29 protein-coding genes are annotated in these 25,481 nt (G+C 64.1%); 15 read left to right on the top strand and 14 right to left on the bottom strand.

The features are described from left to right. The 7 genes from CH276_RS19200 to CH276_RS19230 form a co-directional block, all read right to left on the bottom strand. Nucleotides 1–165, bottom strand: a 165-nt coding sequence (locus CH276_RS19200; RefSeq protein WP_373453956.1) for a CbtB domain-containing protein, incomplete at its 3' end; no start/stop codon positions are given. Nucleotides 166–209: 44 nt separating this feature from the next. Continuing rightward, nucleotides 210–638 (bottom strand): nitrile hydratase accessory protein, encoded by a 429-nt coding sequence (locus CH276_RS19205; RefSeq protein ID WP_254924247.1) that lies wholly within the window; start codon nt 636–638, stop codon nt 210–212. Continuing rightward, a complete protein-coding gene (nthA, locus tag CH276_RS19210; RefSeq protein ID WP_369597436.1) occupies nt 635–1,108 on the bottom strand; it encodes a nitrile hydratase subunit alpha in 474 nt (157 codons plus the stop codon). Before nthA ends, CH276_RS19205 begins: the two co-directional genes overlap by 4 nt. Before the next feature lie 125 nt (nt 1,109–1,233). Further along, nucleotides 1,234–1,941: a nitrile hydratase subunit beta gene (nthB, locus tag CH276_RS19215; protein ID WP_094630997.1), complete on the bottom strand. Its 708-nt coding sequence runs from the start codon at nt 1,939–1,941 to the stop codon at nt 1,234–1,236. A gap of 33 nt (nt 1,942–1,974) precedes the next feature. Continuing rightward, nucleotides 1,975–3,531, bottom strand: a complete 1,557-nt coding sequence (locus CH276_RS19220) for an amidase (protein WP_094630996.1) — start codon at nt 3,529–3,531, stop codon at nt 1,975–1,977. 354 nt (nt 3,532–3,885) lie between these two features. Beyond that, nucleotides 3,886–5,277, bottom strand: a complete 1,392-nt coding sequence (locus CH276_RS19225; RefSeq protein WP_094630995.1) for an ABC transporter substrate-binding protein — start codon at nt 5,275–5,277, stop codon at nt 3,886–3,888. 39 nt (nt 5,278–5,316) lie between these two features. Further along, nucleotides 5,317–5,697, bottom strand: coding sequence for an ArsR/SmtB family transcription factor (locus CH276_RS19230; protein ID WP_094630994.1), 381 nt, complete (start codon nt 5,695–5,697; stop codon nt 5,317–5,319). A gap of 236 nt (nt 5,698–5,933) precedes the next feature. Here CH276_RS19230 and CH276_RS19235 point away from each other — a divergent pair, with 236 nt between their 5' ends. From CH276_RS19235 to CH276_RS19245, 3 genes are all read left to right on the top strand, one after another. Further along, complete coding sequence (locus tag CH276_RS19235; RefSeq protein WP_032397411.1) at nt 5,934–6,236, top strand: WhiB family transcriptional regulator; 303 nt, start codon at nt 5,934–5,936, stop codon at nt 6,234–6,236. Nucleotides 6,237–6,436: 200 nt separating this feature from the next. Beyond that, nucleotides 6,437–7,156 (top strand): DUF2637 domain-containing protein, encoded by a 720-nt coding sequence (locus CH276_RS19240; protein ID WP_094630993.1) that lies wholly within the window; start codon nt 6,437–6,439, stop codon nt 7,154–7,156. Between the two features lie 22 nt (nt 7,157–7,178). Then, the gene (locus CH276_RS19245) at nt 7,179–7,691 is read left to right on the top strand and encodes a DUF427 domain-containing protein (protein ID WP_032397179.1); all 513 of its coding nucleotides are present in this window, start codon (nt 7,179–7,181) and stop codon (nt 7,689–7,691) included. 3 nt (nt 7,692–7,694) lie between these two features. Here the strand turns inward: CH276_RS19245 and CH276_RS19250 are convergent, their stop codons facing one another. From CH276_RS19250 to CH276_RS19260, 3 genes are read right to left on the bottom strand one after another with little or no spacing between them, the layout of a single operon-like run. Next, complete coding sequence (locus CH276_RS19250) at nt 7,695–8,738, bottom strand: hypothetical protein (RefSeq protein WP_254924246.1); 1,044 nt, start codon at nt 8,736–8,738, stop codon at nt 7,695–7,697. After that, nucleotides 8,735–9,355, bottom strand: coding sequence for a 5,6-dimethylbenzimidazole synthase (gene bluB / locus CH276_RS19255; RefSeq protein ID WP_176459347.1), 621 nt, complete (start codon nt 9,353–9,355; stop codon nt 8,735–8,737). The genes CH276_RS19250 and bluB overlap by 4 nt, the downstream gene beginning before the upstream one ends. Before the next feature lie 11 nt (nt 9,356–9,366). Beyond that, nucleotides 9,367–11,688: a putative bifunctional diguanylate cyclase/phosphodiesterase gene (locus CH276_RS19260; RefSeq protein ID WP_094630990.1), complete on the bottom strand. Its 2,322-nt coding sequence runs from the start codon at nt 11,686–11,688 to the stop codon at nt 9,367–9,369. 108 nt (nt 11,689–11,796) lie between these two features. On the opposite strand from CH276_RS19260, the gene CH276_RS19265 reads away from it, so the two are divergent. The 3 genes from CH276_RS19265 to CH276_RS19275 all read left to right on the top strand — a co-directional run bounded on the left by CH276_RS19265 (nt 11,797) and on the right by CH276_RS19275 (nt 15,050). Continuing rightward, entirely contained in the window at nt 11,797–12,390 is a 594-nt protein-coding gene (locus CH276_RS19265; RefSeq protein WP_094630989.1) for a TetR/AcrR family transcriptional regulator, read from the top strand. Between the two features lie 321 nt (nt 12,391–12,711). Next, complete coding sequence (locus tag CH276_RS19270) at nt 12,712–13,389, top strand: DUF4956 domain-containing protein (protein WP_032397174.1); 678 nt, start codon at nt 12,712–12,714, stop codon at nt 13,387–13,389. Between the two features lie 2 nt (nt 13,390–13,391). Further along, nucleotides 13,392–15,050, top strand: a complete 1,659-nt coding sequence (locus tag CH276_RS19275; RefSeq protein WP_441344230.1) for a CotH kinase family protein — start codon at nt 13,392–13,394, stop codon at nt 15,048–15,050. Nucleotides 15,051–15,061: 11 nt separating this feature from the next. On the opposite strand, the gene CH276_RS28540 is transcribed toward CH276_RS19275, so the two are convergent. Then, complete coding sequence (locus CH276_RS28540) at nt 15,062–15,229, bottom strand: RNA-binding S4 domain-containing protein (RefSeq protein ID WP_155290818.1); 168 nt, start codon at nt 15,227–15,229, stop codon at nt 15,062–15,064. An 87-nt stretch (nt 15,230–15,316) separates the two neighbouring features. Between CH276_RS28540 and CH276_RS19280 the strand changes: the two genes are divergently transcribed. The 6 genes from CH276_RS19280 (at nt 15,317) to dinB (ending at nt 20,384) form a co-directional block, all read left to right on the top strand. Next, nucleotides 15,317–16,165: a hypothetical protein gene (locus tag CH276_RS19280; RefSeq protein ID WP_094630988.1), complete on the top strand. Its 849-nt coding sequence runs from the start codon at nt 15,317–15,319 to the stop codon at nt 16,163–16,165. Between the two features lie 15 nt (nt 16,166–16,180). After that, nucleotides 16,181–17,098, top strand: a complete 918-nt coding sequence (locus CH276_RS19285) for a polyphosphate polymerase domain-containing protein (RefSeq protein WP_032397173.1) — start codon at nt 16,181–16,183, stop codon at nt 17,096–17,098. 25 nt (nt 17,099–17,123) lie between these two features. Further along, a complete protein-coding gene (locus tag CH276_RS19290) occupies nt 17,124–17,741 on the top strand; it encodes a DUF47 domain-containing protein (RefSeq protein ID WP_032397172.1) in 618 nt (205 codons plus the stop codon). A 7-nt stretch (nt 17,742–17,748) separates the two neighbouring features. Further along, nucleotides 17,749–18,735, top strand: a complete 987-nt coding sequence (locus tag CH276_RS19295) for an inorganic phosphate transporter (protein WP_094630987.1) — start codon at nt 17,749–17,751, stop codon at nt 18,733–18,735. Between the two features lie 23 nt (nt 18,736–18,758). After that, on the top strand, nt 18,759–19,124 hold the full coding sequence (locus tag CH276_RS19300) for a hypothetical protein (RefSeq protein WP_141214751.1): 366 nt from the start codon (nt 18,759–18,761) through the stop codon (nt 19,122–19,124). A gap of 72 nt (nt 19,125–19,196) precedes the next feature. Next, on the top strand, nt 19,197–20,384 hold the full coding sequence (gene dinB / locus CH276_RS19305; RefSeq protein WP_176459349.1) for a DNA polymerase IV: 1,188 nt from the start codon (nt 19,197–19,199) through the stop codon (nt 20,382–20,384). Here dinB and CH276_RS19310 read toward each other — a convergent pair whose 3' ends face one another. Then, entirely contained in the window at nt 20,385–21,782 is a 1,398-nt protein-coding gene (locus tag CH276_RS19310; RefSeq protein ID WP_094631012.1) for a cytochrome P450, read from the bottom strand. It lies immediately after the preceding gene. Between the two features lie 94 nt (nt 21,783–21,876). Here CH276_RS19310 and CH276_RS19315 point away from each other — a divergent pair, with 94 nt between their 5' ends. Then, nucleotides 21,877–22,452 carry a TetR/AcrR family transcriptional regulator gene (locus tag CH276_RS19315; RefSeq protein WP_045198642.1) on the top strand — a complete coding sequence of 192 codons (576 nt, stop codon included), beginning with the start codon at nt 21,877–21,879 and terminating at the stop codon, nt 22,450–22,452. A 22-nt stretch (nt 22,453–22,474) separates the two neighbouring features. After that, a complete protein-coding gene (locus tag CH276_RS19320; RefSeq protein ID WP_045198644.1) occupies nt 22,475–22,789 on the top strand; it encodes a DUF2277 domain-containing protein in 315 nt (104 codons plus the stop codon). On the opposite strand, the gene CH276_RS19325 is transcribed toward CH276_RS19320, so the two are convergent. Beyond that, on the bottom strand, nt 22,786–23,205 hold the full coding sequence (locus CH276_RS19325; RefSeq protein WP_032397406.1) for a helix-turn-helix domain-containing protein: 420 nt from the start codon (nt 23,203–23,205) through the stop codon (nt 22,786–22,788). The two genes, CH276_RS19320 and CH276_RS19325, sit on opposite strands and share 4 nt — an antisense overlap. A gap of 293 nt (nt 23,206–23,498) precedes the next feature. Between CH276_RS19325 and CH276_RS19330 the strand changes: the two genes are divergently transcribed. Next, a complete protein-coding gene (locus CH276_RS19330; RefSeq protein ID WP_141214752.1) occupies nt 23,499–24,170 on the top strand; it encodes a hypothetical protein in 672 nt (223 codons plus the stop codon). Between the two features lie 22 nt (nt 24,171–24,192). On the opposite strand, the gene CH276_RS19335 is transcribed toward CH276_RS19330, so the two are convergent. Next, entirely contained in the window at nt 24,193–25,356 is a 1,164-nt protein-coding gene (locus CH276_RS19335) for a globin domain-containing protein (protein WP_094630984.1), read from the bottom strand. Between the last annotated feature and the right edge of the window lie 125 nt (nt 25,357–25,481).

The following is a 25,481-nucleotide window of genomic DNA, read 5'->3' on the forward strand; positions in this document are numbered from 1 at the left end:
GTGGCGGCCGTCGTGCATCAGTTCGTGCATGTACATGCCACTGCGGGAGATCGCGCCCTGATCGAAACCGACGAGGTAGAGCACGACGAAAGCGAGCAGGACTGCAGCGATCATCACGGTCGAGGCCGCGATCTTCTGCAGTGCGGTGTCGGGTGCTGCTGACATTGTGGTCATGGTGTGTACCGCTTTCGGTGATGGTGTTCGAGAGTTCAGGTTCGGGCCGGATCGATGCTCACGGGTTCGAGATGAGCCTTGTGGTGGTCCCGATCGGGTGGCGTTGCGAGCACTGCCTTGGTTCGTGCGTCGAGAACCGCGTCGCTGAGCAACCCGCTACCCGCGAGGCGCGATTCCAGTGCGGTGAGCCAGTGTTCGTAGTACGACCACGGTGATTGTTCGGACGGATCGTGTCGTTCCTCCCACGACTTGATCGACTCGATCAGCGAGAGCTGGAATTCCGCCCACTCGAACTGGCGGGCATCGTAGGCCGCGACGGCCATCGCGAATGCGCGTATCTCCCAGGGTTGCGTGAACGCCGTATCACCGCCGGGAACCTCGGGGAGGCTGCAGACGAGCTTTTCCACTCGACGACGCGCATCTCCCAATTCGGTTGCATCCGAACGAATTGCCGACGCGGTCACGAGGTGGCCTCGGCCGTGGGTCCGACACCGATCATGCTGTCGCGGCTGACCAACTCGGCGAGCTGGTCTTCGGTCCAGCCGTCGGTGCCCGCGGGCCGCGCAGGAAGAACCCAGTACCGCATCTCACTGCTCGAATCCCAGACGCGAATCTCGACGTCGTCGGACACCGCGTAGCCGAAGCTCTCCGCCAGAACCTTGCGTGGCTCGCGCACGATCGCCGCCCGGTACTGGGGCTCCTTGTACCAGTTCGGTGGCAACCCCAGCACCGGCCACGGGTAGCAGGAACACAGGGTGCAGACGATCACGTTGTGCACGTCGGCGGTGTCTTCCACGACCACCATGTCCTCGCCCTGCAATCCGCCGATTCCGAGTTCGGCGCATGCGCCGGTCGCGTCGGCAAGCAGCCGGGCCTTGAACTCCGGGTCGGACCAGGCTTTGGCGACGACCTTGGCCCCCAATTGCGGTCCCACCTCGTTCTCCTAGATCTCGACGAGACGGTCGATGGCCTGGGTGGTCATGATGCCCTTCTCGATCAGCATCGACTCCAAGGCCTTTACGCGTGCAGCGATCTCTTCCTGGCTACGAATCAGTCCACTCATACTGCTTGCGCTCCTTCGGTTTTCACGAGTTCGATGTAGGGGTCCCAGACGTCGAAGTACACGGCCTGATTGGCATCCGCGGTCTCCTCGCCCCACAGTTCGTCGGCCTCGAAGCGGACTGTGTAGACGTGCTCGGGGCAGTCACCGAGGTTGTTCCCCGCCGTGTCGGGATAGATGAACGTGCCATGTGCCAGCACGACTTTCCCCGTTGCACCGCGGATGTACCGAGCCTTGCGGGTATGTCCACGGGGTGAGCCTCGAAGCACACGGACCGTGTCGCCGACCGCGAAGCGTGCAACTTTGTCGCTTTCCCTCTTGGCCGGTGCGCCCGCGGGCACGACGGCTTCGATGAAGGCCAGGAGTTCGGGATCATCGGCATGCTCGGGCAGGGGAGCATCGGGGTTCTTCAGGAAGAACTCGGTTCTGCGGTCGAGCTCGTCGAGATCGAGCTTCCCGGTGCGCTCGCCGTGGTACTCGACGGTGTGGATCCAATGTTCGTAGTACGGCGATTTCAGATAGACCGCAGGATCGATCTGCTCCATTCCGAAGCGAAATTGGTCGACGCCGAAGAACCCACCTCGGAAGCACATGGAGAACATGCCGAAAGCGACCTTCTCCCACTCCGCTCGAAAAACCGGTTCGTTCTCGGGGACGACAACGGTACCGATTCCGTCGGTACCGCCGAGATCGAAAACTCCGTTCACGTGATTCTCCTTCGTTGTGTGGGGGTGTCAGGGCTATGCGAGTGCAACGCGGTCTCGCGCGGCATCGGGCGTCGGAAATCCGCCCACGAGTTGTTCGAACGCGTGCCCGACGCGCAGCACGGTGGCGTCGTCGAAGTGCTTGCCGACGATCATCATTCCGACCGGTAGACCGTCGATCAGACCTGCAGGAACCGACAGTGCCGGGTGGCCGGTCACGTCCAGCGGTGCCGCGTTGACCACCATGCCGAGCGCCTTGGTGAGGTAGGTGGCGCGGTCGATACCCGGCTCGGGCAACTCGCTCGCGGTGTAGGGCAGCGTCGGCATGACCAGCACGTCGTAGGACTCGAGCGCGGTGTCGTAGGCGGCACGGGCCGTCGGCACGAGATTGCGGGCTTTGCCGTATGCGGCCGATCCCAGAGTGGTCGTTCCGTGATGGCCGCACAGCGCAACGAGTTTGACGGTTTCCGACAATTCGTCGGCGTGAGTCCTTCGTCGCTCGGAGAAGTACGCCATCTGCTCCGGGTCGTACAGGCCACCGGCATTGAGGCCGTAACCGTTTCCGTCGAGCATCTGGTAGGCGGCTCCGTCGGTGGCGATGACGTTCCAGACGTGGAATGCGTGTCGATGCCACGGAATACTCACCTCGCCGACCTCCGCGCCTGCTTCGGTGAAGCGGAGCGCAGCTGCACGGACCGCCGAGTCGACCTCCGGTTGTGACGACTCGTGGCCGAAACCCTCTGTGACGATGCCGATTCGAAGTCCGGTGACCCCGTTGTCGAGGCCGTGGGTGTAGTCGACGGCGGGAGTCTCGTCGGGTTGGCGCGGGTCGTTGCCGTCGGTACCTGCGATCACCGACAGCATCAGCGCTGCGTCGGCAACCGTGCGGGCGATCGGGCCGACATGGTCGATGGTCCGCTCGATCGGGAACGCGCCCGTGTAGGGGACCAGGCCGAACGTCGGCTTGTGTCCGACCACGCCACAGAACGAAGCGGGGATACGGATGGAGCCGCCCTGGTCACCGCCGATGGCCATGTCGACCTCGCCGAGTGCGACCAAAGCGCCGCTGCCACTCGACGATCCACCTGCTTCGCGACTGGGATCCCACGGGTTGCGCACCGGCCCCGACGCGGATGTGAAGCTCGAGCCCGAGAAACACAGATCCTCACACACCGACTTTCCTGCGATCTCGGCTCCCGCGGCCAGCAGACGCGTGACGACGGTGGCGTCCCGCGTCGGCACGAAACCCTCGAGGGTGCGAGAGCCGTTCATCATCGGCACTCCTGCCACCGCGACGTTGTCCTTGATGGCAACTCGTCTTCCGGCGAGGCGATCGTCGGCGGCCTCGGCCGAGGTGATGGAAGTGGTGACATACCAGGCGCCCAGCGGATTCTCGGTCGCGGACGGAGTTCGGTGTTCACGGTCGGGCGCGGTGGGTGCGATGTCCGCGTACAGGTCGTCCACGACGTCGTAGGACCCGAGAGCTCCGTCGACGAGACCCGCGAATTCCTCACGATCGGCGGTACTCAGGGTTATCCCGTAATGCTCTGCGGCCGAACCGATCGCAGCTGGGCTCGGGCGTGAAACTGTCATGGCGTCTCCTGTCGAAGCGGCAGATCGTGCTGGGGTGTGCATCGTCGAACGAACCAGCGCCGCGAACGTGATCGGTACTCGGTTCCGACGACGCTAGAGCAGTCCTTCCAATGCGTCAATGTGTATCGACATATTGACTGGTTAAATCTGTGTTGCGCGGACATCACCCGGTGGTGGAGCAGCGTGAAGTGCTGCGACAGAACGCTGTTCGTCGTCACGTGCGAAGCGTTCACCTCACCGGAGCGCACCCGAAAGCAGCCCCGTGTGTCGGTCGTCACACTGGACGGTAGATGATGCGGACCTATACGTCAATGAGTAGCGACATATCGACCTTCGGTGTGCGTAGTTGCCGATTCACCGCGGTCGAAAGATGCCGTGCCGCGATTCGGCGAGCACGATGGACGGCCCTGCAGTTCGGCCGTCCATGCGAGACATGGCGGCCTGCACGGTGAGGCCACGCCGCAGCGTCTCGCGGTCGAGTTCGGTGTGCGAGGCTGCGATCGTCCGTCCGTACGCAACGATGGCCTCGTACGTGGTCTCGGACAGCGAACTCATGGGTGGCTTCGGTCCGGGCTGCATTGTCTCATAACGTTTTTCGAGTTCGCGATGCTCGTCGGTGGTGCCCTGGAAATACGCGAACGCCGCCCATACCCCATCGGATGCCGAAGATCCGATCAACTGTTGGGTCGCTTCGTCGAGCACCAGGGCCAACGTGCGGGTCCGGGATCGAAGGCCGGCGTGGAAACACTGTTGCTCGAACACGACTTCGTCGTGGCCCACCAGCGAGGAGAGGATCAGTTCCGCCCCGGAATTCTCGATGGCGGCAATGGTGGAGGAGAAGTCTTCGGTACCCAGCGGAAGGTAGGCGTCCCCGAGTACCGAACCGTTGTTCTCGGCGACGACGCGACGCGCCGCCCAATGCGCGCCGTACGACCAAGAGTAACGATGGCCGACGAAGAACCATGTCCTACAGCGAGTTTCCGACATCAGTACCGGGATGCCGGCACGTGCCTGCGCGAGCGGGCGTTCACCGAGCCGCACTATTCCCGGATCGGGACGCCCTCCTTCGTTGAGCACGGTGTGCACCACCAGGACGTCGGTGTTCTGCAACGCCGACGCCGCAGCGTTGAAGGTGGCAGAGGTGACGCATGCGAAGATGATCCGGCATCCACTGCGAAGCAATCGGCGGGCGGCGGCAGCCCCCGCTCGCGAGTCGGAGGCGTCATCGCCGATCAGAAGCTCCACGGGTAGTCCGTGTATCCCGCCTTCGGCATTGATGTCGTCCACCGCCAGATGCGCCAGTGTTTCGGTGGCCTGCGCGAACACGGCCGCGGAGCCGGATTTGCTCACCAGCAGACCGATTCGGTGTCGGTCCGGACGTAGGGGTTCGGGTGGGCCATAACCGCGTTTGTGCGCCAGCCATGCCACGCCGTCTTGGTTCACGCTCGATTCCAACACCAGGCGTGTGCCGGAACCGTCCGGGTGAAATCGCAGCGTCAAACGACCTCGCCACGGTTGATGGTGTACCACTGCAACGGATTTGCCGCTCCGCACCGCTGCCACGTGACCGAGCAGTGTGATCGGCTCACCCGCGGCACCGCCGACAGGCAACGACACCGACACCGCAGCACCCACCACCATGCGTGTGCACTCGAGATCGAGGAGATCGCCATCGAGAAACTGCTGATACGTGACCCGGGGCGGATGGGGTACGTGGATCTGTGCTGTGACGGACAGGTCGGCCATCACGCCACCGCGTTCACGACGGTTGCGGGCGAACTGCGCTCACGCGCGCCGGCGAGACCGGGTTTCCGACGCATCGTCCTCAGCGTCGCCGGCACTGGGCGAACTGCTGGATGTCTGCGCCGCAACCAGTGAACGCTCGAGAACGTCGCGGAGAAACCGTAGAGCGTCGTTGGCGGGGCCTGCCGGGTCGACGGAGAAGTAGCGGTGACGTCCAGCGCGCCGTTCCACCACCACTCCCGACATCTTGAGTGCTTTCAGATGCGCCGACACCGTGGTCCGCCCCACCGAGGAGATGTGTTCGCTGATGAATCCGGCACTGCATTCACCGTGCGAGGCCAAGGTGTCGAGGATCTCGCGGCGGACCTGGTCGGCCAGAGCCGCGAACACCAGTTCTCGGCTCTGCTGATCGCCGACGTCCATCGCAAGTCCTTGTCTCGATATCTGTCGCACCCGAATAGGTCGATTGGCATCAACATATCCCATCCAGGCACGCGTCGACAGTGCAGTCGCCCCCGATGGCCGCCCGAGAGCGTCGGCGACGGCTGTTTCAAGCAAGCGCGCTTGCTTTTAAGTACTACGAATGGACAAAAGAACTTGTAAAAGTACGACGAATGAGAGATAGTGAGCTTGTTCACTTTTCAGTGAGGAGACAGCTCATGGTGCGAGGCGCACCCGCCAGGCCGGTCCAACTTCCCGTTCCCAACGCCGATGTCTGGGACTGGCAACTCGACGGTCTGTGTCGTGGACTGGACTCGTCCGTGTTCTTCCACCCCGAAGGCGAGCGAGGTCGCGCCCGCACCTCGCGCGAGAAGTCCGCGAAGCAGGTCTGCGGCCGCTGCCCGGTACTCGAACAATGTCGCCAGCACGCACTGGAGGCCAACGAGCCCTACGGCGTGTGGGGCGGAATGTCCGCGCACGATCGCGCCGACTTCTACCGCGGAGCCATCCGGACCGCTTGATCCCGCCGGGGCATACGGGTGCGCTGCACACGCGCGCGCATGTGCCGAACGCGGTCGTAATTGTCAACGCGCACATGGTAATTACGCGTGCTGCTGGCAAACGCGCGCGCGTTTGCGGGGACTGGTTCGCGGTGCCTGCGAGCCCTGATCGTTGCGGGCTCGACCGAACTTGTCGGTGGTCTCGTGTTCCATGACGACCCATGAACAAGGTCCTGCGTGCGACGCTCGTCAGTGCGGTCGTCATCACCACCGTCATCGGAATCGCGTCGTTCGTGCTGAGTTTCGCCGCACTGTGGGATCTCGCCACGATGGCAGGCGTTCCACGCTCACTGTCCTGGCTGTGGCCGGTGATCGTCGACGGCACCATTCTGCAGGCCACCATCTCCGTCATCGCGTTGGCTCAATTCGAGGAGCAACGCAGTGGTCGACGCTTCTTCTGGGGCGTGCTGATCACGGCCGCTCTGGCCAGTATCGGCGCAAATGCCATGCACGCCTTCATCTCCGACGCCGGCACGCTGCATCCGGCCCTGTCGGCGGCCATTGCGACCGTCGCCCCGGTGAGCCTGCTGGCCGCGACCCACGGACTCGGCATCCTCGTTCGGGTACCGGCGGAACTGCCGAAGACCGCAGGCATCGCCGACGAACAACCCGTCGTGGACGAGGTGGCCTTCGCACCGAGAGCCGAACCGGCGACGCCTGCGCCCGAACTCACCACCCCCGAGACGCCGGCACCCGCGCCGACGAAGCGCGTCGAGCCGGTCCACCCCGAGCCGGAGCACATCCAGCCGGTCCGCGTCGAGCAACCCGTGCCCGAATCTCCCGTCACCTCGGTGCGCACGGTCGAGCCGCTCGACGAGGTGGATCGATGGATTCTCGACGAAGAACGAGTGGACGATCTCTATCCCGTCGACGCTCCGTGACATCCGGTGGCACCATCGAAGGATGAGTCAGAACTTGCCGAGATCCGTCGTTCCCGAGAAGCCGAAGCCGGGCCAGGAGTCGGTGTGGGATTACCCCCGCCCACCGCGGCTCGAGTCCTCCAACCGATCGCTGGTCGTCCGTCTCGGCGGTCAGGTGATCGCCCGCACCACCGCCGCGTACCGAGTGCTCGAGACGAGCCACCCACCGACCTGGTACATCTCACCTTCGGACGTGGTCCCGGGTGCGCTGACGCCCTCGGACGCCCGCTCGACGCACTGCGAGTGGAAGGGTGCGGCCACGTACTGGGATGTGCACGGAGGCGACGCCGTGGCACCGGCGGCGGCGTGGAGTTACGAGAACCCGACGCCACGGTTCGTCGACATCGCCGGCTACCTGGCCTTCTCGCCGAGCCGCGTCGAATGCGAGATCGACGGTGAGGCCGTGCGACCACAGGAAGGCGGGTTCTACGAGGGCTGGATCACCGACGATGTCGTCGGGCCGTTCAAGGGAATCCCCGGCTCCTACGGGTGGTGAGGGCTAACCGCCGGGCAACTCTGCGCGGGTGATGATCTGAATCGAACTCGCCGCACCGGGGTCGCTACCGGTCACCAGCACGTCCCCGGTGCGCGGATCGACGGCGACTGAATTGGCCTGCGTCACCGTCGGAACGTCGCCCAGAGTCCGAGGAGCGGCTGGATCGGACACGTCGACCACCCGCAGCAGATTCGACGCTGTCAGCGTCACGAACAGCAGCCGGCGTTCGGGATCGACGGCGAGCCCGTACGGGTTGCCGGGCGCATCGATCGACGCGATCTGGCGAATGCCTCCTGCGGTGTCGACCGAGGCGAGAAGGACCGTGCCGCCGTCGGTGTCGGCGAACCCGGCCACCGTCTGATTCACCGTCACCGCGTGCGTGAGCTTGACCCCGATCGGAGCCTGCGCCACCTCCTGGCGCGTCGCACCGTCGTAGACCCACACACCGTTGCCCTGCACGTCCGCGACGGCAGCGTAGGGACCGAGAGCGGCGACTCCACCGGGTTGGACGGGCCCGGGCGGAAGCTCCGACACCACCGACCCGTCGCGGAGGAAGATCACTCCGCCACCCATTTCGTTGGTGGCCACGATGGTGCCGTCGGAGGTCTGCACGGCGTCGTGTGGTTGACGGCCCACCCCCGTGGCGGTCGACAGGATCGCGCCGTCGTCGAGTGAGATCTCGAGCAGTTCGTCACTGCCTTCGAGCGGAACCAACACCGGGCCGTCGGGACCTGCGAGCGAGAGATGGCGCGGTGCACCCGTCGTCGCGACCATCTGGCGCACGACACCGGTGGCCGCATCGAACAGCACCACGCCGTCGGGTTCACGTACCCCGGCAGCTGCGATGCCGGACGAGCCGACCACGACACCCTCGGGAGCACCGGGAAGGGCGACGACGGTTCCGATCGGGTCGGCCGAGTCCGGGGCCTGTGCCGGCTCGGCCGCCGGAGTCGTTGCGGGAGGATTGGTTTCGTCGACAGTGTCGGCAGAGCAGCCGGTCACCAACAGGAGCGCGGCCGCCACCGTCACCAGGCGTGCCCGCATCATCGGCGGTACTGCTCGAAGTGCAGGGCGTCGTCCAGAGGACGGCGGGTGCGCCACCCGAAGCGCTCCAGATCGGGAACCTCCTGGAACGATTCGACCGGACCCACACACAGCCACGCGATGGGGCGGACCGGTGCGGGGATGTCGAGCAGTTCGGTGAGATAAGCCTCGTCGTAGAAGGAGACCCAGCCGACGCCGACGTTCTCGGCTATCGCTGCGAGCCAGAGATTTTCGATGGCCAGTACGGCGGAGAACAATCCGGTGTCGTCGACGGTGTCGCGGCCGAGGACGTGCCGACCTCCACGGCCTGGATCGTAGGTGACCACCACCCCGGTTCCGCTCGTCTCGATTCCCTCGATACGGATGGGGTCGAACGTCTTTCGGCGTTCGCCATCGAGCTTGTCCGCGAAGTCCTGTCGGCAGCCGGCCACGTGGGCGGCGAAGGCGCTCAGGGTATCGGGCTTGCGGACGATCACGAAGTCCCAGGGTTGGGTGTTGCCGACGCTCGGGGCCTGATGCGCGGCACCGAGGATGCGGCGCAGCGTCTCGTCGTCGACGACGGTTCCGTCGAACTCGGCGCGAACGTCGCGGCGAGATCGAATGGCTGCATACACCGACAGGGCTGCCTCGGTCATGATATCCGTTCTCCTGTAACACTTCTCAGACGTTCGTCGAGCTCGGCGACGAGGGCGGGCAGTCGATCTGCCGAGGTGGGCCGGCCGAGGTGGAAACCTTGTGCCCGACCGCACCGAAGCTCACGCAACGCCGTCATCGTCATCTCGTCCTCCACGCCCTCGGCCGTCACCGACAATCCCAGAGTACGGGCCAGTTCGACGGTCGAGCGCACGATGGCGGCGTGCGCGGGATTGTGGGCCATGCCGGCGATGAAGGCGCGATCGATCTTCAACTCCTGGACCGGCAACCGCTCGATGTAGGCAAGTGAGCTGTAGCCCGTGCCGTAGTCGTCGATGGCGACCTGCACACCCATCGCGTGCAGAATCGACAGCTTCTCCGTCGCGCCCACCGGGTCGGTCATCGCCGAGGTCTCGGTGACTTCCACCGTCAATCGCCACGGAGGACAGTCGAATTCGGTCAGCGCCGTGCACACCTGCTCGATCAAGGTGTCGTCGAACAGATTTCGAGTCGAGATGTTGACAGCGATGCTCAGGTCGAGACCGTCGGCCAGCCATTGCCTGCGTTGGGCGAGGGCGTGCGTGAGAACGTAGTTCGTCAGCGGCCGGATCAGTCCGGTACGTTCGGCGGTGGGCAGAAATGCGCTGGGGGACAGGACATTGCCGTTCGGGTGATGCCACCGCAGCAGTGCTTCCACGCCGACGACGCTCATCGTCCTGAGGTCGACCTGAGGCTGGTAGTGCAGCCGCAGCTGGTCCGATTCGAGTGCTGTGGTGAGCTCGCCGAGCATGATGAGTTGCTCGCTCTTGTCCCGGTCCATCGATCGGTCGTAGTACGCAATGCGCGACTGAGCGGCTTTCGCCGTCTGGACGGCGAGGTCGGCGCGCTGCACGAGGCGATCCGGTGTGGTCTCCTGGTCGCCCTCGGTAGCCGGAGAGTTCGACGCGACACCGACGCTCGCCTCGATGAGCAGAGTCATGTTCTCCACCTCGAAAGGCGTGGCGAATTGCTGTTGAATCTCCTCGGCCAACGCGGCCGGGTCCATCGATTCCGCCGGCCCGCACAGCGCGAACTCGTCACCGGCCAAGCGTGCCAACAGAATCGAGTCGTCGACGATGCTTCGTAGGCGGTCGGCGACCACCACGAGAACCCGGTCGCCCAGGCCGCGCCCGAACGTGTCGTTGATCTCTTTGAAACGATCGATATCGACGGTCAGCAATGTCGATCCGCCGGCATTGCTCCAGACCTGATGTTCCAGGGCGCGTAAATTGGCCAACCCGGTGAGGTGATCGGTGTCGGCGACTGCACGCAACTGCACCGTTTGAGTGTGCAGCAACCGCAACAGATCGGTGATGCGAAACACCACCAGGATCACCAACGCTCCGGCGCAGAGCAGAACTGCCCAACCCCACTGCTCGATCGGTTCGTCGCGAACGACTTCGATGAACATGACGATCGGTGCGGTCAATGTGGCCGCGGTGAGCACGACGACAGTGGGGGTGGTGAACGACGCCATCAGATGGGCGTCGGATTCGATGTTCGGGTTGGTGATGCGGCGCATCGACGGGTGCAGGGCGGCGACGCCGATCAGGACGTAGGACAGGGTCCATCCGACGTCGAACAGCGACCGCTGGGACGAGGACGCGGGCATGATCGCGAAGTTGTTGACGGTGTCGGTGACGACGAGCAACAACACGGCGCAGGTGAGCAGTCGGTAGGACAGGGCTCGCCATTGTCGTGATCCGACGAAGTGGGCCAACAGTCCGAGCAGGAAGATGTCCATCGCGGGGTACGCGACGTCGACGAGTCCGCCCAATCCGGAGATTCCTTCCGCGCCGAGCGTCGGCTGGACGGCGAAGACCCAGGTGAGCAGTCCGAAGGCCACCATGATGATGGCACTGTTGGCGACATGCCCACGCTCACTGGCCCGCCACTTGTGGCGGGCCAGCAGAAACAGGCCGAAACCGTAGATCGGATAGCCGACGAGGTACAGCGCATCGGCGATCGAGGGATACGGCACGCTGCCGCGAGTGACGTGGATCCACTCGAACACGATGTCGCCGAGCACCCACAGTGCGGTTCCGGTGGCGATGGCCAGCCAGGCTCTGCGGTTGGCGGGCCGGTGCATCCTGGTACCGATCACGGTGGCAGCGACGGCGGACGCTCCGACGAGTACGAAGACCGACTGAGCCCAGACGATCGTGGGGACGAGGAAGTAGACGACGCAGCCGACTGCGCCGAGCGCTGCGTACCACCGCCACCAGGCCGTCACGATTTTCTCCAGCCGTTCACGCCGATCCGACGGCTTCAACAATGTCACACTGACGTGATGTAGGTCACCTGCACTCGCGTCCCGTGACAGAAGTATGCCTCAGCGCTAGGATCGATTTTCGGTACGAAACTGTTTCGATTCGATAAGGGGGCACGGATGAACGGCGACGCCCCACGTCGGTCGAGGGTGAGTGTGGAGCGCGAGGGCGAGTTTCTCGACGCTGCGCTGCTCTGCCTCGGGGAGGTCGGTTACGACTCGCTGTCGATGGACCTGGTTGCCGAACGAGCGCAGTGCAGCAAAGCCACCCTCTATCGGAGGTGGTCGAGCAAAGCCGAGCTGGTGGTCGCTGCCATCGAATCGGTGGGCCCCCCGCCGTTCGTCGGCATCGATACCGGCGACCTTCGTGGAGATCTGCTCGAGCTGATGCACCGGGTGTCCGAGGGGGCGGAGCACGATCAACGTTTCGCTGCGGCGATCCACCATGCGGTGATGGTCGACGAACAGTTGGCGGCAGCGGTGCGGAGAACGTTCCTCGAACCCGAGGCTCGATTCCTCGAATCGGTCGTCATGCGTGCGGTGGAGCGGGGGGAATTGTCGACCAGACCGCCCGCTGCCGATTTTCTGCAATACATGGTTTTCAGCGCGATCATGACGGGGCCATTGACCGATGCCAAGCCTTTGGATTCGGAATACCGAACCCGAATCATCGACGAGGTCATTCTGCCGGCCCTACGCTCGGAGGCTCGCTGATCGCGAGCCTGTTCGGTCGGAGTTACGTTGCCTGAAGCGAACAATCGAAACTGTTGCACTGCAACATGATAAGAAACGATGACCCTTCCCGACATCCGAAGTGGATGTCGGGTATTCGTCGTGGATCGACTGTGTGCTGCCAGGCTTCTCACGGCTGAATTGGCAGGAAACTGCCAGCTTCCTGTATGGAATTTCCGGACCGAATGTCTCTATGGTTAACGGCATCCGAACAAACGGTAAAAAGCGAGGATTACGCCGGCGCGCGGGCCGAACCACCCCCGGTAGCCAGTGCGAAATTCGATACAACTCGATCGGAATGCGATGAATTTCAACATTCAAGACCTGAGCGGAACGTTCTCGACGTTCGACATCGTGGTGTCTCTGACACTGTCGTTCGTCCTGTCGGCCATCATCGGCTGGGTCTATCGACTCACCCACAAGAACGTCTCGTACAGCCAGTCCTACGTACAAACTCTCGTCACGGTGGGCATGGTCATCAGCCTGATCATGCTGGTCGTCGGATCGAACGTGGCGCGGGCGTTCGCCCTCGTCGGTGCGTTGTCCGTCGTCCGATTCCGCAACGCCATCAAGGAAACTCGCGACGTCGGCTTCATCTTCCTCGTGATGGCGATCGGCATGGCCACGGGAACGCGCTTCTACGTGTTGGCGATCGCGGCAACGTTCGCGATCTGCCTGGTGATGGTGGTGATGAGCAAGTTCGACTGGTTCAAGCTCGATGTGCAGCGTCAGGTCGTCAAGGTTCAGGTGCCACCCGACGCCGATTACACCGATCTGGTCGAGGACGTACTGATCAAGTACTGCAAGGAGTTCGAGCTTGTCAGTACCGAATCGGTGAGATCGGGCGCACTGACCGAGCTGTATTTCACCGCACAACTGCGGTCCGGCAAGAAGCCCGGTGAGTTGATCGCTGCCCTCAGTGAGGTCAATACCGGACAACGGGTTTCGGTACTCACCGGATACGACCAGACGGATATCTGATCGTGGCCGACCCGAACACGAACTTTCCCTCCGCTCCGACGACCCTGCGAAGGAGGTTGATCCATCGAATTCCTCGGACGGTGCGGCAGCACTGGAAGATCGCTGCCACGCTCCTGGTGTTCGTCGTGGTGATGGCGACCGTGTTCGGGTCGACCCGGATCCGCCCGTACATCACCGGCGATGCAACCGTCATCGCGTCGGAGATCACCGAGAACGTCCAGGGCACGGTCGACCTCTTCGATCCCACTGTGTCGCATTCGATTTCGCTCGACATCGATGCCGGTGACTACCAGACCCTGAAGGACTCGTTCCAGAACGAGGGTGTCAAGGAATCGGTACCCGCCGACATCACCATCGACGGGACTCTGATCTCGGACGTCGGTATTCGACTGAAGGGCAACTCGACGCTGAGTTCGCTGAGCAACGATGACGGCACGATGCCGGGACGCGGTCGTGGCAACGCCGGCGCGGACGGCGCAGCACCCCCAGCGAACGCCGCAGCAATACCTGAGGGCGCAGCAATGCCGGACGGCGCAGCAATGCCCGAGGGTGCAGCAATGCCCGAGGGTGCGGCGATGCCGGAGGGCGGGGGAATGCCCGGGGGAGCCGGGATGGGTGTGTTCGGTGAACCGCTCAGTTTCGATGCGCCCGAGGATCTTCCGTTTCTGATCGACTTCGCCGAGTACTCCGAGGGGCGGGCGTATCAGGGTCACACCACGCTCTCGCTGCGGCCGTACACTCCGGCGTTGAACGAGTCGGTCTCTCTTGCGATCACCGACGCTTCGGACCAGCCGACCCAGGACTTCACCTACACCACGTACTCGGTGAACGACTCGGCCGAGACGACGCGACTGGTGGTCGTCGCTCCCGATGACGACTACGCCAATTCTCTGGAGGACGGCGACGGGGTGTTGTACAAGACCGGAGCGAATGCGAGCTTCACGTATCAGGGTGACGATCAGACCACCTATGCAGAGCAGTTCACCCAGATCAATGCCCGCGGGACAGCGGACCTGCAACCGATCATCACGCTGTTGAAGTGGCTCGACGGTGCAGACCAGGCCGAGTTCGATGCGCATCTGGCCGACTACGTCGACGTCGACTCGCTGGCGAATTATCTTGCACTGCAGAACTTGCTGGGCAACGGCGACGACATGGGCGGACCGGGAAAGAATTTCTACCTCTACTACGACCTGGACACGAAGAAGTTCTCCGTCGTGTCGTGGGATCTCAATCTGGCTCTGAATTCCGATTCCACCGCCGGGGCCCACGACGAAGTCTCGATGATTCCCGGTGGCGGAGGGGCAGGCGGTGGCATGCCGCAGCTGCCCGAGGGCTTCACCCCACCGGAGGGAATGGAGCTCCCGGAAGGCGGGGGCATGCCCGAAGGTGGCCCGATGCTGGGTAATTCGCTCAAGGACATGTTCTTGGACTCGACGGAGTTCACCGACGAGTACGACACTGCGTTCCGCACGATCTACGACGAGTTGTGGGCCAGTGGCCGGGTGCTCGACATCGTCGACGAGGTCGCCGCGTCCGTTCCCACGTCGGCCGGTCTCTCCCAGGAGGACATCGATGCGGATGCTGCGGAATTGAAGTCACGGCTGCAGATCCGAATCGACGCACTCGCCGACGATCCTGTTGTCACGGGATCGTCGTGATGTCCCGGCGGTCAGCGCAGGGTCAGGGTGTCCGCCGGGGAAACCTCGCGGCGGGGGTCGCGCAGCGGCAGTCCGTTGAGCAGGACCATGCCTTCCATCACGAAGGAGGCGGCCTGCGCGAGCGTGCGCGCCGTACCCGTGGCCACCAGCAACTCCGGAACAGAGGTTCGACCGTTCATGAGCCGATGTTGCTCCCGGGTGGTGACGATCGCCGCTCGTTCGCGTGGCGGTCAAGCGACGCGTGGGTGAACAATAGGAATCGACGCGTGGGTCGGACTGTCGCCGCATGTGGGATCGGTGTCTCGGTTCTCGCGTCGTGCGGGGTGACCCAACCGGAGTCGACGGCAGCATTCGAGACCTGGTGTACTCCGACCGATCCGGGACTGTCCGAGCTCTCGGGCTTGGCGTGGACGGGCGATACCGGATACGCGATGGGAGACCGCGGCAGCGACGACCGGCTGGCGGTGCTCGACCGTGCCTGCGAGGTCACGAGGTGGGTCGAGGTCGGAGTCGAGACGGTCGACGTCGAGGACATGGCCGTCGATCGTGCGGGGATCGTGTGGCTCGCCGACACCGGTGACAACGACAGCGACCGCGACAGCGTCACGCTGATCGGCGTCGATGTTCGGTCCGATCGCCGGACCTCCGTCTCTCTGCGCTACCCGGACCGCGCACACGACGTCGAGGCGTTCGCTCTGACGCCCAGCGGGCAACCGGTGTTGATCACCAAGGCCTCGGGCGGCGCGTCCGCGGCGATATACAGCAGCGCCGAATCCGTCACCGCCTCTCCGCAATTGATCGATCTTGCTCGCAATGGAACGGTGTCGGCGACGGCACCGGACGGATCGAGCAGGCCGATCACCGGGGCGGCCGTCGATGCCGATGCCACTGTGGGGGCACTGCGAACGAAGAAGGATCTGTTCGTCTTCGATATCGCCGACGGCGATGTGGCCGCGGCATTCTCGGGCGCTCCAACCGGTGTTGTCGAGGGCCCCGATCAACCACAGGGCGAGGCCGTCGCCTTCACCGACGCGGGTGAACTGCTGCTCGCGTCCGAGGCCGACGGAGCTGCCGACTTGCCCGCCGTAGTGCTCGCTCCGTTCCACCGTTCGTAGGAAGAAGGAATCCTCATGAGTCTTTTCGACAAATTTCGACCCAAGGCCGCACTGGAGAAGCAGGGTGCGTCGCCGGAAGACCTGACCACCGAGCCCACCGGTTACCAGCAGACCGCAAGCAAGCTGCACTCGTTCAACCGGTACGAGATCAAGTACTTCGTCGCCGAGGCAGACGTCGCGCAGGTCCGTGAAGAGCTGACGGCGCGGATGGACACCGATCCGTTCTCGCCGAAGGGCGGTTACCCGGTCACCTCGCTGTACTACGACACCACCGACCTGCGGTTCTACTGGGAGAAGATCGAGGGCCTGAAGTTCCGACGCAAGGTGCGGGTGCGCCTGTACGGGGCGCCGTCGGAGTGCACGGACGACACACCGGTGCAGATCGAGATCAAGCAGCGCGTCAACAGGGTCACGCAGAAGCGTCGAATCTCGTTGCCCTACGACGTTTCTCAGCGGTGGTTGAACGGACGTGAGGAGATCGACTGCGATCCGAGTCAACGCCCGTTCGTCAACGAGGTCAGTACGTTGATCGCCAATCTTGACCTGCGTCCGATGGTGACGACCGGCTATCTACGCGAGGCGTACGTCGGACGCGAGGCCGATCTGGGGCTTCGGGTCACCATCGATCACAAGGTGCACGGACGCGACCGCGACTTCCGCTTCGACTCCGGCGCCGAGAATCGGTTCATCATTCCGCCCAAGCTCGCCATCCTGGAGATCAAGGCCAACGAGCGGGTTCCGTACTGGGTGACCGATATGACGGCTCGCATGAACATGTCCGTCATTCGCGTCTCGAAGTACTGCCAGTCCATCGAGGCATTCGGAATGGCACCCCGATCACGCGCCGGTGCACCCGAACTCGTGCTTCCCGCCGATGCCGACCATCGCGTGCCGTCGGATCTACTCGAGCCATACGCCGGCGCTCGCCGGTAGCCGACTCACCCCTAGGAGCCGCACGATGTTCGCACGCTTCAAGCCCAAGTCCGTTCTGTTCTACGACCTGTTCAACTCCTCGGCTCAACTGCTGGCCACCGGAGCCAAGACGTTGACCGAACTGCTCGAATCCGCACCGGAGATCGATGCTGTTGCACGGCGCATGGTCGATCTCGAGCACGAAGCAGACAGCATCACTCACGACCTGTTCCGCACCCTGAATTCGAGTTTCATCACCCCGTTCGATCGCACCGACATCTACGTCCTGGGTTCGAGTCTCGACGACGTGATGGACCACATGGAAGCGGCGACTCATCTGCTCTCGCTCTACCGGATCGACCGACTCACCCCGCACATGCACGACATGATCGACATCCTCGACCGGTCGGCGAAAGTCACTGCGGAAGCCATGCCGAGGCTGGCGTCGATGAAGGATCTCGAGCGCTACTGGATCGAGATCAACGAGCTCGAGAACCGGGCCGACCATGCCTATCGGACATTCCTGGCGGATCTGTTCGATGGCCGTTTCGACGCGTTGACCGTGATGAAACTCAAGGGAGTGGGCGACGAACTCGAAGATGCCGCAGACGCTTTCGAAAAGGTCGCGCACGTCATCGAATCCATCGTGTTGAAAGAGACGTGAGTGCGCGGTGGTAGCACTCGTTCTTGTCATCACTCTGGCGATGGCGTTCACCTTCACCAACGGCTTTCACGATTCGGCCAATGCCATCGCGACGTCGGTGTCCACGCGTGCACTCACACTGCGTTCGGCTCTGCTCATGGCCGCGGTGGGAAACCTGCTCGGCTCCTTCTTCGGTGCGAAGGTCGCCTCGACGGTCGGCGAGGGAATCATCGCCCTCGATGTCGGATCCGACGCATTGCTCGTGGTCGGGTGCGCCCTGGTCGGTGCCATCGCCTGGAATCTGATCACGTGGTGGTTCGGGTTGCCGTCCTCGTCCTCGCACGCATTGGTGGGCGGCATGGTGGGAGCTGCGCTCGCAGGCGGAATGACAGTGCTGTGGGGAGGCGTCGCGACCAGGGTGATCCTGCCGATGATCGTTTCTCCTGCAGTCGGTTTCGCGCTCGGAAGTGCCGCGATGGTGGCCATTCTGTGGATGTTCCGCCGCTCGTCTCCCAGTGCCACCAGCCGCGGATTCCGGCGAGCTCAGACATGCTCGGCCGCAGCCATGGCCTTCGGGCACGGTATGCAGGATGCGGCCAAGACGATGGGCATCGTGGTTCTGGCACTGGTGGTGTCGGGTCATCAGGCCGATTACACGATTCCTCTGTGGTGCTATTTCCTCACCGCGACGGTGCTGGCGGTCGGAACAGCGACCGGAGGAATGCGGATCATGCGCACCCTCGGCCGCAAGATCATCGAACTCGACCCACCCCAGGGCTTCGCGGCCGAGGCGACCGCATCCGCGGTTCTCTACGTTGCCTCGATCGGACTGGGAGCACCGGTATCGACGACGCATGTCATTTCGTCGGCGATCATGGGCGTCGGGGCGACCAAGCGCACGACGGCCGTGCGTTGGGGAACGGCGGGAAACATGCTCGCGGCGTGGGTCACCACGCTGCCCGCGGCGGCAGCTGTCGCCGCGCTGACCTACGTGGTTGCCGGGGTGGTCCTGTGAAGTCGCGAGTAGGTCGGACATCGGTGAGTGCTGCACTGTGCGTGATGGCGTTGACCGCCGGCTGCAGCTACGAGCTGACGTCCTCCGGCGCAGGGAGCGATGTGTCGCGTGATGTTCAGGAGGCGCGGGACGGATTTCTCGAGACCCCGGGAATGGCCGCACTGTTCGACGACCTCTACGGGCAGGGCATCGGAACGACCGTCAACGAGGTGTTCGCGCTCGGTATCTACATCCCCGGCTTCTGCGAGACCCGCGCCCAACAGGGACTCACGGAGGAGGAAGCCGTCGCAGAGGTGACCGATTCTCTGGGAGCAACCTACGAGAAGGGGACCGGCGAACCCTGGGCCGAGCCGATCGTGCAGGCCGCGGAGGAGCACGTCTGCCGCTGAGTCGGGTGCGGTGTCGGTGGCTCATGCGAGCATGGACTCGTGGAGTCCAGCGGCCGACCCGTGGCGAGCATCATGCACGCCGATCTGGACTCCTTCTATGCCTCGGTGGAGCAGCGTGACGACCCGCGGTTGCGCGGCAGGCCGGTGATCGTCGGCGGGGGAGTGGTGCTCGCCGCCAGCTACGAGGCCAAGGCTTTCGGGGTACGCACGGCGATGAGCGGTGGGCAGGCCCGCGCCGTGTGCCCGCAGGCGATCGCCGTCCCGCCACGCATGGATGCCTATTCGCAGGCGAGCAAGGACGTGTTCGACGTCTTCCACGACACCACCCCGCTGGTGGAGGGCATCTCCATCGACGAGGCATTTCTCGACGTCGGCGGCTTGCAGAAGATAGCGGGCAGTGCGACCGAGATCGGTCGGCAACTGCGCCGGGACGTCGCCGAGCAGGTCGGGCTGCCCATCACCGTCGGGATCGCCACCACCAAGTTTCTGGCCAAGGTGGCCAGCGCCTTCGCCAAGCCCGACGGCCTGCTTCTCGTGCCGCCCGGTGCCGAACTCGAGTTCCTGCATCCGCTGAACATCGAAAGGCTCTGGGGCGTGGGCAAAGTGACCGCCGAGAAGCTGCACGTCCTCGACATCAGGACCGTCGGGGATATCGCAGCCTACGGCGAGCGGTCGTTGGCATCGGTGCTCGGCAGGGGAGCGGGCGCCCATCTGTACGCGCTCGCCATGGGCCGGGATCCGCGACGCGTCCAACCCGGGAAGTCACGCAGTTCCATCGGCGCACAGCGGGCACTCGGACGCGGCAGGCACGACGCGGCCGAGGTGGAGGCCTCGTTGATCGGGCTCGTCGATCGCGTCACGCACCGTATGCGCGCAGCAGAGCGAACCGGTCGAACCGTGATGTTGCGCTTACGGTTTGCCGACTTCACTCGCGCCACCAGATCACACACGCTCGATCGCGCCACCGCTGACACCCGAGACATCCTGGACGCGGCACTCGAACTGCTCCGTGATGCCGCACCGCTGATCGCCGAGAAGGGCATCACCCTCGTCGGTGTCACCGTCTCGAGTATCGACAAGGGTGGAGCCGAACAGCTCGAGTTGCAGTTCGACGCACCGCAGGTGCGGACGCCGCCGGAGGCATCGGCTCTCGACCGTGCGCTCGACGGGGTGCACAAGAAGTTCGGATCGACATCGCTCACTCGTGGGGTGCTTCTCGGCCGCGATCCGGGAATCTCGGTTCCGCTGTTGCCGGACTGACTAGTGCCGAGTCGACGGTTGCACCCGAAAGCCCGTGGGCATCATGGTCAGTCGCTCCACGACCTGAAGCCGGTACGAAGGGTCGGCGTGCAGATCGAAACGCTGGAGAATGGTTCCGAGTACCAGGACCGCCTCGTGAATGGCGAATTGCCTTCCGATGCAGGCACGTTCACCGGTACCGAAGGGCTTGTAGACATGAGCCGGTCTGGCCCTGATGCGGTCGGGTAGAAAGTTGTCCGGGTCGAACTCGCCGGGACGATCGCCCCACACCGGATCGCGATGCAGGGCCGTCACCAGCACGATCGCCCAGTCCCCGGCCGCCATTCGGTAGCCGTCACCGACGGTGGTCTCGGCCCGTGCTCCTCGGCCGAACGCGGGAACCGTCGGCCACAGGCGCAACGATTCGTCGAGGACTCGGCGGACGTACCGTAGCTTGGGGACCTGCCCGAACTCGGGCTTGCCCGCACCCCAGACCTCGTCGACCTCGGCGCGGGCCCGTTCGAAGACCTCCGGATGTGTCGCCAGGTAGTACAGCGCGAACGACAGCGCACCGGAGGTGGTCTCGTGCCCGGCGATCAAGAACGTCAAAATCTGGTAGCCGATGTTGGCTTCGCTCAACGCATTCGGATTGTCGACGTCGCGTGCCGCGTTCATCATGATCTGCAGCAGGTCGTCGAAGTTCTCGGTGGACCGGCGTCGAGTTCGGACGACGTCTGCGAGGACATCGGCCAAATACTGTTTGTTCTGCGCGTACGCGCGATCCGAGCGGGCCAACAAGGGTTTGGCGAACGCAGGGACCTTCAGAAACGCCCGCCGCTGGTTGTAGGTCAGTGCGCCGACCATCGCGGAGACGAACGGATGCGGCTCGGTTCGGTCGAACGAACCGAAGCTGTAACTGAACCCGGTGCGACCGATGGTCTCGAGCGTCAGCTTCGTCATGTCCGAGGACACGTCGGTCGTCGCCCCGGTGCGTGCGCAACCTTCCCAGTGCCGAACCAGATCGTCGGCGACGTCGACCATGATCTCGTGATAACCGCGCATGGCACCGGCGGTGAACGCCGGACGCAACAGATCGTGGGCGCGTTGCCAATTCGGTTCGTGGTTGTAGGCGGTGAACAGACCGTCGGCTCCGATGTCGCGTAGATTCTCGACGCCGGGAGGGAGAAACTTCTCGAACCGCTTCTCGTCGCACAGTTCGCCCACCACATCGGCACCCGAGGCGAACACGAACCGTCGGCCGAGGATGCTCCGCTCGAACATGGTGCCCAGGCGGCCGGCCATGGCGGTCGAGTCCTGAACCGGTGTGCGCGGGTTGATTCCGAGAACGTCGCCGAGCACGGGGACTCGGTACGGGGGATGCGGCAGAGCGTCATTTCGTACCGCGAACTCTGTCGACATCGCCACTCCATCGTTTAGAGACAAGCCTGTTGAACCGGTGTCCAATAGTGACCGTACTCACTGTTGAACCCGTGTCAAGTAAAGTTCGAGTCCCATGACCACACCCCGTAAGCGGATGACGCCGACGCAACGGCGTGCGCAGCTACTCGAGATCGGCTCGGCGCTGTTCGCCGAGCGGCCCTACGAGGACGTGTGGATCGAGGAGGTCGCCGACCTCGCAGGCGTCTCCCGCGGGTTGATGTACCACTACTTCCCGTCCAAGCGTGAATTCTTCGTCGAGGTCGTGCGCACCGAATCCGAGCGAAACCTCGACCTCACCGCACCGGACACCTCCCTTCCGGTCCTCGAGCAGATCGCCGCCGGTCTCGATGCATACATCTCCTACACCGACGAGCACGCGCACGGCGTCCGCGCCGTCAACCGCGGGTCTCTGCTGGGAGACCGACGGATCGACGACATCCTCAGGCGCGAGTTCGAGATCCAGCAGGAGCGGATCCTGGCTGCTCTGCCCGAAGGATTCCGCGACGACGAAATTGTCCGCACCGCACTGCGCGGGTGGGTGGCCTTCGTGCGAGCGGTGTGCCTGGACTGGGTGGAGCGCAGAACTCTGAGCCGAGAACAGGTTCGTGCGGTGTGTCTACGTGCCGTGGCAGGTCTTCTCGAGGTGTGAGCTGCGGGGTTATCGTCGATGCATGTGCCGAAACATCACCACCCTGCGAGGGCTGGAACCACACGCAACCGACGAGGAGATCGAAGCGGCCGCGCGTCAGTACGTCCGCAAGATCAGTGGTGTGCAGAAGACCTCGGACGCCACCCGTGACGCCTTCGAGGTTGCCGTCGCCGAGGTGACGGCGACGACGCACCGGCTCCTCGACGCGCTCCCGGAGCGGCGTCAGCCACCGCCGACGGTGCCGCCACTGAGGCGTCCTGAAGTGCAGGCGCGAATTGCGGCCGCGGGAGTGCAGCCTGCGGAACGACCCGTATCGGCCTCGAAAGCCGGATCCTAGACGGTGCTGTCCGGCGGCACCGCTGGAAGTCCTTCGCTCACGCGCAGCTTCTCGGCCATCGAACTGAGCAGGTTCTGAGATTCCTCGGACAGGTCGAATGCCCTGGCGGACAGGCGACGTAGGCCGTATCCCTGCAGCTGGGTGAGCAGTTCGAGGTCGTGATCGACCTTGGCCGCATAGATGTTGTCGAAGAAGTAGTCGGCCTTGACCTTGAAGAACGCGGCGAGTGCCGCCACGGTGTCGGCGGACGGATTGACGCGCTGCCCAGACCGCAGTTGCGAGATGTACGGCTTGGAGATCTGGTGCCCGCGCAGGGCGAGTGCGTCGGCGACCTCGGCATTGGTGTGAGGCTTGCGTCCGGGCGGGTGGATCGTGGCGAACAGATGGTTCAGACGTGCGGCGAAATCAGCGGACATCGGGGATGTGTGTGCCTTCCTGATACAGCCGCTGCCCACCCGGGCAGATCGGTCCGCCACGGACCGAACCGGCTCATAGTAGCCGCTGTCGTGATCCCGTCGAATCATGGCTGACCTGCAGAAATCCGTCCCAGAATCGGACTGATCGGTTTCATGAGGTGGGTGACGTGCGGGGCCGAGTCCGCGCGGCCGGGTACCCGGGGAAACGGGATCGAACGAATGCTTTTCCGCAGAATCGGGCGCGTGATCGGAGCCTCGGTGGCAGACTGTCTTGCCAGGCGGAGGGGGTGGAGATGACCGGTCGTCGACGACGAACGTTCGATTCACGAGACGGTGACGCGGAGGTGGTCGAGCCTCTGCTTCGTGCAGTGCTGTCCTACGCACCGCGGGACGAATCGCCCATGCCGCACCCGTCCGAGGGAATCATGCTCCGCGCCGAGGACGGCTCCGGATTCGTTCGGCTCGAACTCGCCATCGCAGACGATCTCGGCGCAGGCATCCCGGGTCCGTTCGGATCCAGGTTCTACGAATGTGGATCGTTCGAAGTGATTGTCCCGCAACGAGATCCCTGGGACGGTGCACTGCTGATGATCCACCTGCTCGACACCCGAGCGCCCCATCGCTTCGAGTTCGTCACGTCCATGCCGCCTCGGTGGAGCCTGCGGCTCGAGCACGACGGCTCGGTGTCGGTACTCGACGATTCCGGTGATGCGGTGATCTTCATCGGCCGCCCATGGGCTTTCGACTCGGATCTGCATCCGGTTCGCGTGCACTACACCATCGAGAACGACCTTCTGGTGCAGAACGTCCTGGTCGACGCGGACGCGGGCTATCCCATTCTGATCGACCCCGATCCCGACGCGATCATCACTGGAGACGGCAGGCTCATCACCGAGACCTGGACTCCTCGCCTGGTGGCGGGCGGAATCGTCGAGGATCTGCCGCCGAAGTCTTTGTCGAGCTGAAACCCTAGCAGCGCAACGTGATTCAGAACGGATCGTGCTGAATGTGCTCCATCGGTGTGCCGACCTTGCGGAGGGCGTAGATCGTCGTCCGAACCATCGACGGCGACCCACAGATCTGAATCTGCCGATCGGCCCACGAGCCGAACTGGGTCACCACCTTGCCCACCGCGCCGTGCAGACGGTGGTGCATTCCCCACGGCAGTTCGCGAGGTGTGCCCGAGTACCACCACGGATTCTCGAGCTCCTCGGTCACCGGAACGACCGTCAGCCACGGATTGGACAGAGACAGCTGCCACAGCGTGTCCAGATCGTAGAGATCGCACGGATACGTCCCGCTGACGAACAGATGCACCCGCGGATTGTTGCTGCGCTGCGCCATCTCCATGACCTGCGCGCGCAGCGGAGCCAGGCCGGTACCTCCCGCGATCATCAGCACGTCCTCGCGGATCGTGCGATCGACGTGCATCCCGCCCAGTGGCGGGCTGATGGACCAGCGATCACCGACCGCGGTCTCGGTGACCATCGCCGGCGACACCCAGCCCCCGGATACACGTCGGACGTGGAACTCGATCTCGCCGTACGGATTGCTGGGGATGGCCGGGGACAGATACCGCCACAGCTTGGGCCGCTGCGGAATCTGCACACTGACGTACTGCCCGGGGAAGTACGGAATTTCGCCGTCGGTCTTGAGCCGCACGACTGCGAGGTCGTCGAGAAGCCGATGATGTTCGACGACGGTGGCGCTCCAGAACGGCGGCAGTTCGTCGTTGTCGGCGGCTTCGGCCATCGCGTCGCTCACGACGGTGAGTGCGTCGTTCCAGGCCGTCTCGACCTCGTCGGTCCACACCTCGTTGCCGGCGAAGGTGCGGAACGCGCTGATCAGGGCCGAGCTGCCCGCACGGAAGTGCGCGCCCGAGATTCCGTGCTTGCGGTGGTCCCGGCCGAGTTGCTCGAGGAACGGTTCGACGCGGTCGGGGTCGTCGAGATGCTCGAAGACGTACCCGAGCGCCATGACGAAGTGTTCACGCAACGCATCCATCGACGCGGGGAACAGGGCGCGGAAGTGGGGGTGCTCGGCGAACAGGTGGCCGTAGAAGGACCGAGACAGCCGCGCCGGTCCGTCCTGGGCGGCCACGACGGACTTGAATCCGGTGCGAACCAGGGAGATCGTGCGTGCGTCGAGCATCGATCTACCTCCACCCCACCGATTGCCCCACCGGTCACTGCCGTCGACCGTCTCCAAAGTAGACCGATCGAGGGTATCGCGCACGGTGCGGAATGTGCAGAGTCGCGCACGAAGAAAATCAAGGT

Source organism: Rhodococcus sp. 06-470-2, from assembly GCF_002258235.1.
GTDB lineage: Bacteria > Actinomycetota > Actinomycetes > Mycobacteriales > Mycobacteriaceae > Rhodococcoides.